This is a genomic window from Treponema sp. OMZ 803 (assembly GCF_024181165.1).
Lineage (GTDB): Bacteria > Spirochaetota > Spirochaetia > Treponematales > Treponemataceae > Treponema.
Genome location: NZ_CP051195.1, coordinates 784438 through 797067, shown reverse-complemented (window position 1 = coordinate 797067; position 12630 = coordinate 784438). Strand labels below are relative to the sequence as shown.

Annotated in this window: 7 protein-coding genes and 1 pseudogene; 3 read left to right on the top strand and 5 right to left on the bottom strand. The window is 42.7% G+C overall.

The genetic code is table 11. From position 1 onward, the window contains the following. Positions 1–29 precede the first annotated feature (29 nt). Together ABH09_RS03670 and ABH09_RS03665 are read left to right on the top strand one after the other, a co-directional pair. Positions 30–371, top strand: coding sequence for a PadR family transcriptional regulator (locus tag ABH09_RS03670; protein WP_162662790.1), 342 nt, complete (start codon positions 30–32; stop codon positions 369–371). A gap of 9 nt (positions 372–380) precedes the next feature. Further along, on the top strand, positions 381–1181 hold the full coding sequence (locus tag ABH09_RS03665) for a class I SAM-dependent methyltransferase (protein WP_253715240.1): 801 nt from the start codon (positions 381–383) through the stop codon (positions 1179–1181). Between the two features lie 208 nt (positions 1182–1389). Here the strand turns inward: ABH09_RS03665 and ABH09_RS03660 are convergent, their stop codons facing one another. The 3 genes from ABH09_RS03660 to ABH09_RS03650 all read right to left on the bottom strand — a co-directional run bounded on the left by ABH09_RS03660 (position 1390) and on the right by ABH09_RS03650 (position 8717). Continuing rightward, positions 1390–1605 (bottom strand): hypothetical protein, encoded by a 216-nt coding sequence (locus ABH09_RS03660; RefSeq protein WP_253715239.1) that lies wholly within the window; start codon positions 1603–1605, stop codon positions 1390–1392. 199 nt (positions 1606–1804) lie between these two features. After that, the gene (locus tag ABH09_RS03655; RefSeq protein WP_253715238.1) at positions 1805–2149 is read right to left on the bottom strand and encodes a hypothetical protein; all 345 of its coding nucleotides are present in this window, start codon (positions 2147–2149) and stop codon (positions 1805–1807) included. A 166-nt stretch (positions 2150–2315) separates the two neighbouring features. Then, positions 2316–8717 carry a hypothetical protein gene (locus tag ABH09_RS03650; RefSeq protein WP_253715236.1) on the bottom strand — a complete coding sequence of 2134 codons (6402 nt, stop codon included), beginning with the start codon at positions 8715–8717 and terminating at the stop codon, positions 2316–2318. Between the two features lie 523 nt (positions 8718–9240). Here ABH09_RS03650 and ABH09_RS03645 point away from each other — a divergent pair. After that, a complete protein-coding gene (locus ABH09_RS03645) occupies positions 9241–10512 on the top strand; it encodes a glucose-1-phosphate adenylyltransferase (protein ID WP_162662780.1) in 1272 nt (423 codons plus the stop codon). A 170-nt stretch (positions 10513–10682) separates the two neighbouring features. Here ABH09_RS03645 and ABH09_RS03640 read toward each other — a convergent pair whose 3' ends face one another. Next, entirely contained in the window at positions 10683–11552 is an 870-nt protein-coding gene (locus ABH09_RS03640; protein ID WP_162662778.1) for an alpha/beta hydrolase family protein, read from the bottom strand. 97 nt (positions 11553–11649) lie between these two features. Then, positions 11650–12486 (bottom strand): annotated as a pseudogene (locus ABH09_RS13000) (hypothetical protein). Positions 12487–12630: the final 144 nt, after the last annotated feature.

Genomic DNA, 12630 nt, shown 5'->3' with positions numbered 1-12630 from the left:
GGTAACCGCTACAAGGGGAACATAGAGGAATGAATATCAATGAAAAATCGAAGTTTAAACATTTGACGGCATTTATCTTAGTTATCCTTGCAAAACAGCCGCTCAATCCGCGGGATATACACTCAATCCTACTGCAAGATTTTCCCGGTTTTACCATCGATATGTCAACCGTGTACCGCTGTCTGAGCAGTTTGGAAAAAGAAGGCTTGGTAACGATGGAATGGGAATTGCCGCCGGAAGGCGCTGCTCGGAAAAAATATGCGATTACGCAAAGCGGAAAAGATGATTTACATGAATGGAAAGAAGACATAGAAATCCGCAAACATAATTTTGAGGTGTTTTTACAAAAATTTAATGAAAGGAAGGTGTAATTTATAATTATGGAACTAACGATGTATGATTTTGAACAGTATATTCACAAAGACCAAAACGAAGCCCGTGCCGAACAGATGTGGGATAATAAAAGTCAAGACTTTTATGAACGCACCGAAAAAAAACAAAAACAGTTTGCCAATGGTTTTGTATTCCGGCTTATAAAAGACCGGCAACTGCTCAAAGCGGATACTCGCATTTTGGATATCGGCTGCGGAACAGGACGGCATTTATTTGAATTTGCGGCATATACTCCGCACCTTACCGGTATCGATATTTCTTCAAAGATGCTTGCGTATGCGCAAGAAAAATTGCAGCATATCCCGCAAGCAAAGCTGATTCATGGAAACTGGATGGAAACCTTTAACACAGAAAATGAATTCGATTTTGTATTCGCCTGTATGACTCCTGCTATCGCCTCCATCGAACATATACAGCGGATGAATATGATTTCAAAAAAATACTGCATGCTGGAGCGGACTGTGTATGAAAAAGATTCCGTTCAAGAAGCGATAGAGCAGCTCCTTGGGCGGAAATTATTCAGGTTACCGCATAACGATAAAAACTATGTCTACGGTGTGTGGAATATACTCTGGCTTATGGGCTACTGCCCCGAAGTTGTGTTTGATAAGCAAGTCCGCAGTACAACTCATACTATTGAAGATTATATACAAGGAATTGATTATAGCCCGGAAGAAAAAACAGCCGTTATGCAGCTTTTAACTGGAAAAGCAAAAGACAGTATGATTGCTGCGGAAGAGTCTGTGGTAAAAGCAATTATCCTGTGGGATACGGAAACAAGACTGTAGGGTTAGCGATGGGAGCTGCCGTTCATACTGCATGAGAGCAAACGTCACGTATTGATGTATACGTTGCCGTGCCACTTTGCTTTGCTATTAGGTATTCTCTGTCGTTTTTAAATCTCTGTAAAAACTCAGCTACTATTATATCACTGTTACTACCCTATGATAGATTAATTCATAGTCTAAAATATTTGTATGAGGCGCATCAAATTCTCTATTTTCTTTTGGAAAACCCTCTTCCGCTTCTTATAGGACTTGCATGTAATTCTAAATCTGCCCTGCCTATATATTTTAGCATAATATCATCTACAGCTTTCTGAATCCAATATGTTTGATTTTCAAAAGTTGCAAAACCTGCCAAAACACTGTATTTTACATCTGGGTCTGAAGTTACTCCTGAATCATCGGCGTATAGTAAATACAAAGTCAATATTTCTTTTCTTCGTTTTAATTTTCCACCCTGTGGCAGTTACATCCAATATTTCATACCAATTTTCTCATCCAACCTGCCACACTCTTTGCTTCTATCAAAAACAACCAATCGGATAAATAGATAATCGGTAGATTAGACTTATCTTCTCTAAGCAAGCCATAAGTTAACATCAGGTTGAATCGGTATTGAGGCTTTTTTATTGTATCCACCGATACTTTCTAATCCTATCTTCTTCTTTTGTTTCAAATTTTCTTCTATCTTTCTGCACTACTTTTTTTAATAACCATCCACCATCTTTTCCGGCTTCATCAACAGGATCAGCTTTTTTTAAATTACTATGCTTTTCCCATAATTTAATCATAGGTGTATCGTTCCAGTAATAATTATCACCTCCCATTAAATCACGTAGAGAGAACCATTCATTTTTTCTATTTTTACACCAACAATACACTGCACCTTGCAGAAAGTTTATAATATCTCTTTCTTCATCAGCAGAGATTCCTGAAACCTCCCGTAACTCATTATTACCGCTTACTATCATCTTTTCTCCTCGCAGTACAATACACCGTCCGTTATCATATTCCCCCCTGTATTATCCCTTACTTTTTCACTTTTGCAAACCTTTTTATCCGAACGACTCGGACACCGCACCTTTCATATAAAAACAGCCGGCAAGCGAGTGCCTACCGGCTGTTTGTGCTTTTTTTTTACTTTTTCAGAACCGCTTTTTTATAACCGCTATCGCTCATAAAACCGAGAACGACCGTATTTGCCCAACCTCCGCCAGTGGGAACGCCGTTGCAGATGGTTTCATCTTTGGGGATAATTCCTTTCATCGGAATGGTCATTACTTCCCAATTACCGGTAAACAACTCGTCTTTTGCGCCGTCTTTTACCGTTCCGGTCAAATCGTTGCGCCATGCTACGCGTACGGAACTCGGCGTTTGCGTAAATGCGGACTGGAAGTACGAAATATACGGTACGATCTTGCCGCTTTCTTCCCGAGTTGAAATCGATATCTGCGTTCCGACCGACAAGTAACTGTCGACCGTTACGACAGTGGGCGTACCGTTATAGCTTGGAAGATAAGCGTATTTCAGATCGCCTTTGGAGCTGCTGTAATATGCTATGTGTATGCCGTTGTTTTTATCTACGGCAAGATCTACATACCAGCCGGCAAAATCGTCATCGATCAATCGAGCGTTGGTTTGCCAGACTCCTCCTTGAGCAGGAGTCTGCGGTGTCGTATTGTACGAATACACAAGGCATTTATTCGTAGCGTCATACCACGCTACGACGGCAACCCCGCCGGAGGTAACACCGTGCGCGACATACGGGCCTCCTTTATACCTTGGAGAATCATCGTCAGCAATAGTATGGTAGCCGGGGGCTGAACCGTTAGAAAGAGAATCCATCGCCCCTGTTGAAGTATTAGTTCCGCCTCCGTCAGCAATACCGTCGGTAAAGGTATTTGAATTATTAACTGTACCGTAGCGGAACTTTACCGGATTTTTGGGATGGTTCGCATCAAAGTAAGAAATATACACTTTCGTCGGATTATCACCTCCGGTAACAACCAATTTAGGACGTGGTACTCTGTTTATATTATAGATACCTTGATTGTGTACCTTTTCCAGTCGCGCTTTTCCTGTCCATGCTTCTGTATAATCACTATTGCTCGAGCTTTTCGGTACAGCACGTGAATAAAAGGAAAATTTTGCTGAGCTATTGTCTATACGATCTGTATTCGTTCCTACAGCATATATATTTCCTGTAGAGTCAAACGCAACAGCAGTATTATGGAACTTGTTAAAGCTTTTATCAACATGTGTTTGGTTTCCATTTTTATTTACCGCCATGTGAGGTATACCGTTACCGTAACTCATATACCATGTACTGTCGGGAGCTATTTTAAGCATCGGGCTCGTGATATCTTTTTGAACACTTGAATGGAAAGCATCAACTTTCCATACCGAAAGCTTGAGATCGTCGGCAAGCCGTTTATTTGCTCGGTTGCTCCACGAGTTGTATGCAGCCTCCGTAACCGTTCCATCCGTACCGATTACGGGATTTTTATTGCCGTTGTTGATCGCCTGCGTAGTGCCGACTGTTACCGTGAGATTGCCTGTTTTAACATCTGCTGCGTCTGTAATTTCGACGGCAAATGTACCGTCCGACTGATTGTATGCGGATACTTTCGAAGTCAAATCCTTGGTACCGAGCTTGACAGTCGGTGATGACGCTATATTGAAACCTTTAAGCATTATCTTTTCACCCGCATATACCGGATAAAAACCGAGTGCGGAACGGTCAAAGTCAATGCCAGCAGAACCGGTTAAGGCAGTCTTTATTCCCGTAATATACGGCACGACATTTATATTTATCTTCGCTTTGTTTACGGTATAGCCGTACACAAACGCTTCGTCCGCATCCGTGGGAACGGTATCGACAAGCGTTACCTTGTTACCGGAGACGCTTTCAATGCGAGTAAGGTATTGGGTTTCGCCCTTTTTGAATACGACGAATTGCCCCGGATTTTTATTTGCGAAAACAGCATCCTCGGCAGTCTTTAACGTTTGTCTTGTTACCGTTGCGTTTTGAGACGTACCGCCGTCTAGGGCGGCGGAAGTATTCGTTCCGTCGTTAACGCTTACCGTAATACTTTTGGCAACGCCTACACCCGCTTTTTCGGTATCCCAATCGAGCCGCCATTTGACGTAATAACCGAGATAGTCGGCACCCAAGGTTTCAACCGTCAATACGGCTCCGTGCGAAGCCATATTTTTATCGGACGTCCATGTACCGTCAGTTTGCCGCGTCGCCTTAACCGTAAGCGCCGCTGTGTTCGGAAGGCTCGCTTCAAGCGTATCTATTTTGATATTGTCATACGCAAAACCGCTTACGCTTACCTTGCCCGAAACGGAAGAATAAGTATTGCCCATTCCCGAAACCGAAGCGATTTCCACGTGCCCGTTTGCACGGCTGCCCTCATACAGAGAGTTCAGCGGATTGTTGTTTGAGTCTTTGCCTTCTCCGTTCCAATGGAATGGCAGAATAACTACCGTAGGTACTTTATCGTCCAGGGCATCGAATATGGCTTTGATCGTTACCTCGGCAAAAGAGCTTTTGGTAAGAGGAGCACTTCCCGTTGCCGTACAGCCTTCTGCGCTGTCCCACAGTTCAAGCACTAAATCCTTAGTGTTGCCCCCGGTACTGTTGCCTATCGTATTCAAATTGCTTGAAGTTAAAGCTATAGTATCTCCGGAACTGATATTTTTCATATTGTGACCGGTTAATATGTTGCCGTTATATTTGAGCGTATATTTAATCGGTTCTTCTCCGCCGGTAAAATCCACTTTGATCTTGGAATCGGTCAAAGATTTAAAGGCAAAACGTTTGCTGGTAAGAGTTAAACCGGCATCCGAATTTGCATCGACTGTTTCAACCAGTGCATTGTTTGCATTTGTATTTTCAAACGTGCTTTGTGTGCCGCCGATATCCGTACTGAGCTTTACCGTGGTTACACGTAAAGCTTTATTTTTTACCCGTACGTCTTCCTGAGCGCTAAAAACATTACCGCTGTTGTCGGTTATGGTATAGGTAAGTTTACCCTTACCGTCAGGTATACTTGATAAATTGATTTTTCCTTCCCACTTACACAAACCATCCAGCTGTCGGTATATTTTATTTGAAGGATCAAGCTCGGTCATTGTTACGCTTTGTGAAGCACTGCCTACTTCAAGCTTGGCGGTAACTTCTTTAACACCCGAACCGTCGTCGTTTGCAACACCGCGCACGACCCAATCGTTGCCGCTGACGGCTTTTACCAAAATTTCGGGTTTGTATACGGCATAATTGTATCTTCCTGCAGAAGCAAGAGCAGGTGTAAAGTTTACCGTATTACCGGTAAAGCCTGAAATATTCTGAACGGTTACGATTTTACCCCCCACAAGCATTTTTAAACCTGCAGGATTTGCTCGTATCGTATTTGCAAGAGCTGAATCGGTAATTGACGTTGCAGCAAAAGTACCATTTGCAACGTAAAGCATGTTACCGAAACCGCCTGAAGGATTTTCCGTATCGAAACGGAAAGTGAATTCTCTTTCGGACTTCAGATTATTAGCAGTATCTTCGGTAATAGATATTTTTACGGTAAATTCTCCCTTTGCTTTGGCTTGAGGTTTTAAATCATCTAAAGAAAGAGGTATTTTAAGCTTATAATTTTTTGCGGTTCCGGATTCGCTGGATGTAGGGCTATTAGCAGTATCTATCGTAATCCATCCTGCCGTCTGCGCCTGATTAAGATCGTATTCCGCTCCGTTCTTTAAATCACCGGAAATAGTAAGTTTTTTTATCCCTGATTCATCGTATAAAGAACCGGTAAGCTCCATACCGGCACCTATCCACATGCGCGGAACATAGTCCAAAGAAACGGCAGGTGCAGTTTTAACTACTTTAATGGCTTCGGGGCTTCCGATTGTCGGCGAAGATTTGTCTATTTCGATTTTAACTTTTTCAGACCATTCACCAAGTCTGTTTACTAAAGGATTTTTATTCTTGGCACGTACCCTAAAATATATAGTCCACTTAGTTCCACTAGGATTAAATAATCCGGTTTGATTAATCGTTTGCGTCCACTGTACCGCACCGTTTGCAGTAGTATCGTCTACTATTTTACCGTTTCCGCTGTTGTACCAGTCTATACCGCTAAACGTTCCATCGGCGGTACCGCTAAAAGAACCGTCTTTGGAAAATTGAATATATGCTTCTCCTATATCTGACGGAGAACCGATAGCAACGCTCGTGGTACCGAAAATCTGTATAGTACCGCCCAATACGGCATTGTTTACGGGCGACAGTATACGTACGACGGGCTTTGTTCCGTCAGGATTTAAAATCATAGAAAGTTTATGTACTTTTTTGTTGCCGATATTGTCTTCCGCAAGAATATATATGGGAATGTCAAAATAATTGGAGTTAGACGTACTCGTATCACCATACTCGGAAGGGGTAGTCATCGTACTGAAGTTGTACTTAAAGTTCCAACTGCCCGCCGTAGACGTAACCATGTTTTGCCAACCGCTCGTTTCAGGGGTTACCGTTCCTACGGATTTTTTTGCAATTAAAAACTTGGTTGCCGAAGCTTTAACTCCCGCACCTGCGTCCGAAATAGTTCCCGTAAAGCTTACTTCGCCTGCTTGCGCAACTGTAGGTTCGGGATAGGTTAATGCAACCGTAGGAGGTGTTTTATCGACGGTAAAAGTTATTTTATCTTTATCTTGACTTCCGTTATTTGCTTTAGCCAAAAAGTGAAGTGTATATTCTTTATCCACAGTTAAAGCACTTATATCAAGGGTAGCTTTATATCGTGCAGGAGCTCCGACCGGATCAGGTCTTGTAAGTTCTTTTGTAGGATCAGGAATTGTTATCTCATCGTTGGGACCGCCCACTTTATAGTATGCATGACCGGGTTCCAAATCGGTAATGTCGGCAAAAATATCGAAATTTTGATTTTTAAAACCTTCGATACGCACAGGTCTGATTCTTGGACCGCTTCCGCTTGAAATAAAATTACAAATATATAAACCGTTATTTACCGAATTCGAATCGTCATACGCTTCAAAGGTATTGGAAACTTGATTTGTGCTGTCCGTGCCGATAACTTTTATTGCACGTTTTCCTTCGGTAAAAGAAGTAGGTAAATTGAATTTTACCCGTAAATTGCTTCCTTCTTTGGTAACCGCATTGTCTAACTGTGCTTGAGTAGTTAAGTTGGCAAAATCCAATAGTACCGTTTCTTGCACAAGATGGGTGCCGTTTTTAAAACTGTCGGTTTCATTTGTTCCTACAGCACCATCCCATTTCATAAGCACTATTTTTATGCCGCTTTCTTTATAAGAGTCAACCGTAGCAGGACTAACCAAAGGGTCGCCGTCTTTATTGGGAATAAGTTCTGCTAAAAGCGTGGAGGTATTTCCGCTTTTAAAAACAATTGTGCTGGCTGCGGCAAGATCCAAACCGTCTTTTGAAAGATTTTTTACACCGATAATTTTATAACCGGGCGACTTATTCGGGTCCAATTTAAAGGTACTGCGTTCCGCTGCAGAACCGTCCATCATTTTGCGGTTTTCTTTTAATGCATTTAATGCAATAGTGTCTTCACGCAAGGCTTTTATTTTTTTATCGTGTTCATTTTTATCGGAACCTCTTTTACCTGCAAAATAATCGCTGATCACTTCTTCCATATAACCTTTTTTTAAAACGGTATTTTTTATATCATCTTGTAAATAAAAGAATTCGGATTTATTACCTTCCGTGCCGGGAGCGCCGCCTGAAAATTTCTGCGCATTGTCGTACAAAAACAGTTGGGCTTTTATGGCTTTATTGTGAAGATCGTTTTTTTGATAGTCGTACCATGCAGCGGCATCCGCTTCGCCGTATGCAAAAAGCTGTGCATTGATATTTTTTCCTACGAACATTTCGCTTGTCGAAAGGCTTTTTTCTGGCACTTCAACACTCAGTTTGAAAACCGTGTTTCTTTCGCCCGCCTGTCCTTCGACCGAAAAGATCGCCCCGTACTTATCGCCGGTTTCAGGATCGGTCGAAACCGGTTTAGTCGTCGACGGCCGCGAAACGATGAACACGGGAGGCGTGTTGTCGATTTTATAGTTCTTTGTAAACTTGGACGTCTTTCCGTTGTTGTCGGTAACGGTAACGATCGCCGTATATTCACCGTCGGGGATGGGATAGATCTTTACGAGTTCGTGAGGCGGCGCTTCCGTCCCCGTAGACTCGTTGTCTATGTCTGCAGTCCACGGTGTATTGTAGGCGCCCGGCTTGGTAAGAATCGCCTGATAAGAGCGCGTTCGGTCTTTCGTTTCTATGTTTTCAAATACAATCGAAACCGCTTGTACACCCTCGTCATCCTTTGCCGTTCCCTTGAGTACAAAACTGCCGCGGATCGGAGTTTCGCCCGCATCGGGGTAAATGATTTCGCCGCTCGGCGGAAGAACGTCGATTTGGCTGCCTAAGCCCGGTTTACAGGTAAAACCTACAATAGCAGTTAATATAATCAGTACAACAGATACTACGCGATTCATCTTTTTCATAAGCTTTTTTCTCCGCTCCATTTCGCAAGCGTTTTTACCACACATACTCCGGTAGTAAAAACGCACTATAATTTATTCTGCGCTTCTCTGCGGCAGAACCTCACCGTCTTGCTTTCCCGTCTGAACGGTAACGCATAACCGGCACAACTTTCTGCTATTCCGTTTCTCGTATCGGCAGCAATAGCTCAGAACTTTAATGTTATTAATGATAAACTTTTTTTATACGATTACTTTTACAAATGACTTTTAGGGGAGCGGTGGATTACCGCATATATTACTAAATATTGCCTAATATATACTGACAATTCTGACCTTTGTCAAGCAGGCGTGTTACAGCATGTAAAAACCTCACCAAGTTTTTAGAAAATACCCAAGAATAATTCTTATTTATTTTTATGGCAAAAAATAAAAACCTCGTTTATACTTATAGTAATAGAACAACGCTTATATCTCAGTGTGTTCATAGATACTTCTCTCGGTTTTTGCGGAATACGCCTCTGCAAATATCATAAAAGGAGGATATATGCCGAAAGTATTATCGATTATCTTGGGAGGCGGAAAAGGAACCCGTTTATACCCACTTACTCAATCCCGTTCAAAGCCGGCCGTACCGTTCGGAGGGAAACACCGTATCGTCGACATACCTATCTCCAACTGTATCAATTCCGGTCTTAGACAAATTTATGTATTGACTCAATTTAACTCCGCATCGCTGCATCTGCACATTGCGCGGGCATACCGCTTTGACAGTTTTTCAAACGGTTTTGTCGAAATTCTTGCTGCAGAGCAAACGTTTGAACATTCAGGCTGGTACGAAGGTACCGCGGACGCAGTAAGAAAAAATTTTACGCACTTTAAAACGCAAGATCCGAAATACTATATCATCCTTTCAGGCGATCAATTATATCGTATGAATTTACAAGATTTCTTAGCGCAGCACGAAGCTTCCGGAGCAGACATCACTATCGCGTGTACGGCGGTCAACCGTCGCGACGCTTCCGGATTCGGTATTATGCAGATCGATAAACAATCGAATATCACCGCTTTTATGGAAAAACCCGGCCCTGACAAAAATATTGACGAATGGAAGATTCCTGCACAGTCGGGTATTCCGGTCGCAAGCCCCGATAAAGAATATCTCGCTTCGATGGGTATTTACATCTTTAATGCAAAGGCGATGGAAGACTGCTTAAACAACAGCATGACGGACTTCGGAAAAGAAATTATCCCCGCTTCGATTAAAGATCATAAGGTTTCGGCATTTGTGCATAACGGCTATTGGGAAGACATCGGTACCATTCGCAGCTTCTACGAAGCAAACCTCGATTTAACGGAAATTACGCCGCAGTTTAACTTTTATGATGCGGAAGCGCCGATTTATACCCACTACCGAAATCTGCCGGCTTCAAAAATTAATGGAGCGCAGTTGGATCGTGTTACCTGTAGTGAAGGTTGTGTTATTACCTATGCGACAATTACCCGATCCGTAATCGGTATTAGAACCATTATCGAATCCGGCAGCGTATTGGAAGGAGTTGTCTGTATGGGAGCGGACTACTACGAATCCGAAAGCAGTAAGGCAGGAGATGAAAAAGCCGATATTCCTTGTGTCGGTATCGGGAAAAATTGCCATATTAAAAAAGCGATTATCGACAAAAATGCACGAATCGGGCATAACGTATCCATCGGTATGGGGGAAATTCCGCCCGACGGCGACTACGGCTATTATCACGTTGTTGACCGCATTTACGTTATCACCAAAAACGCAATTATCCCTGACAACACCGTCATTTAACAAACAGGGCAGCCGCATCAGGCTCGTTTTTCATATCCCCGCAGAATAATTGAGGCTGTACAACCGTTGAAGATGGTTCAAATGGTCTCACAGCCTAATTATTCTGCGATTCTTATCTAATCTACCTGATGCGACTGCCCTATTCTGTGCGACCTTTTGCTTTTATGCGTTTATAAAGTCTTTTTAAACCATGCAATCGTTTCGCCGGTAAGGGTATGCAGCATAGTTAAGTCGCCGGAAAAAACAAGGAACGTATGATCAGCGCCTTCCAGAATAAGGGCGCGGCTTTTTTTGTTCTTGGCGCCGGCTGCTATCGTCTGTGCTACGGAAGGCAGCACTACATCATCTTTGGAGCCTGCGATGGCTAAAATCGGGGCTTTAATCGCAGCAAGTTCCGCCGGATAATTGATTGCCATTGCATTTTCATAATAAGCGGGGCTTTGTTTAAGCGGCGGCCGCCATGAATAGGTTACTTCATAATAACCGTTTTTCTTTGCTATTTCGTATTGTTCTTGTTCCCCGCTTTTCTGATCGTAGGCACCTGCCCATGTAAGCACACTTTTGAAGACATCATTCCGTGCAGCTGCTAAAAGAGCGAGCCTTCCGCCTTGACTCCATCCCATAATCCCGATTCTTTTTGCATCGATATTCTTCAATGCACAAAGATATCGATAGCAGCTCAGAGCATCTGCGATGCCTTTATCATAGGTAAAGTCGATATAATCACCCTTGCTGTCGCCGTTTCCAATGTAATCGAACCGAATGGTTGCAATACCGGCACGTGCCATTTCAGGCGCAGTGTAATCGTAGGCCATACCTGCCTCATGGCGGTTTGAACCGTTTCCATGCAGCATCACCACTGCGGGAAACTTTTCGTCGGCTTTTCCTTTAGGAAGGGTCAGCGTAGCAGGAATTTCATGATCTCCTGCGGTGATAAATATATCTTGTTCGGTATATTCATACTCTTTCGCACCCGCAGAGGCAAAAACCGGTATCAGCATTGCAGCCGATACACATACAACACAGAGCAATTTTTTCATAACATCTCCTATAAAAAATTGTTGCCGCGGATTGTAGCACATTTAATTACCGCTCTACAATATCGCGCTGCCATGTACAATACTAGGTAAAGGTAGATTACAGTGCTTCAACATCTTCTTTGGTAAGCCCGGTTGCCTGTGCTATTTTTTGTACGGATAAGCCGAATTGCAATAAGTTCTTTGCCGTTTCGAGCGCTTTTTGGCGGGAACCTTCGGCAAGACCGAGCGATTTACCTTCATCCATCGCATCCATTAAGGCTGCCGGTAATATGTGGTATTCTTTTCGTGCTAATTCGTTTCTTTTTACCGTCTGTATCATCTGCTCTATCCTCCTCGTGTAATCGGTTGTTGCTTTGCCTGTTTTCACATACTGTAAAAAACCTTGTAACTCTTGATTGTCTGTTCCTTTAAATGCCTTCGAGTTCTCAATATAATCTTTTTTGTATCTTTTGAAAATATACGGGTATCTGCGTTGTCGCTTAACAAAAAACAGTCCTCGACGTACAGCAAGTACGCCTGCGGGTGTTTTTTGTACGCTCCTAGCATCTACTCCGCCTATTTACAAAAGGCTAACCGAAGGCTTTTTTAGACAAGTCTGTTTCAGCAGCGGCACGGATGCCGCTGGTTCCATGCAGCAGCGATGTTTTGACACAAGGCAAAACTCGTTTTTCCGATAGGCACGGATGTCTATCGGAAAAAACATTTCAATGTCGTAGGATGTACCGTCTTCATCTTTTACCAGTACATCAAGGCGGACGGTTTTTGCGCCCAAATTAGTCGTAACCGTATTTTGGGACGAAAGATATGTGATTTTATCGATCTGTGCGCTAAAGAGCATTTCAAGAAACGGCCGGCACAGCGATTCGTGTTCCATGACTTTACAGAACATAAAGTCATCGGAAATAGTTAGTTCTTCAAAGGGTTTTCTAGTCATTCACACCTCCTACAGTCCTTATGCGACTTTTGGAGCAAAATGGCAGGAAAAATTCATCATTTCTTAAATTAAATCTAACAGACTCTTTAGCATAGTCTATAAATGATAAAAATATCCGGTTATGCTCTATCAATATTGCCATTA

Excerpts from the sequence above, each read along its gene's own strand:
- ABH09_RS03670 (WP_162662790.1), top strand. The coding sequence starts at position 30 with ATGAATATCAATGAAAAATCGAAGTTTAAACATTTGACGGCATTTATC.
- ABH09_RS03645 (WP_162662780.1), top strand. The coding sequence starts at position 9,241 with ATGCCGAAAGTATTATCGATTATCTTGGGAGGCGGAAAAGGAACCCGT.
- ABH09_RS03665 (WP_253715240.1), top strand. The coding sequence starts at position 381 with ATGGAACTAACGATGTATGATTTTGAACAGTATATTCACAAAGACCAA.
- ABH09_RS03655 (WP_253715238.1), bottom strand. The coding sequence starts at position 2,149 with ATGATAGTAAGCGGTAATAATGAGTTACGGGAGGTTTCAGGAATCTCT.
- ABH09_RS03650 (WP_253715236.1), bottom strand. The coding sequence starts at position 8,717 with ATGAAAAAGATGAATCGCGTAGTATCTGTTGTACTGATTATATTAACT.
- ABH09_RS03640 (WP_162662778.1), bottom strand. The coding sequence starts at position 11,552 with ATGAAAAAATTGCTCTGTGTTGTATGTGTATCGGCTGCAATGCTGATA.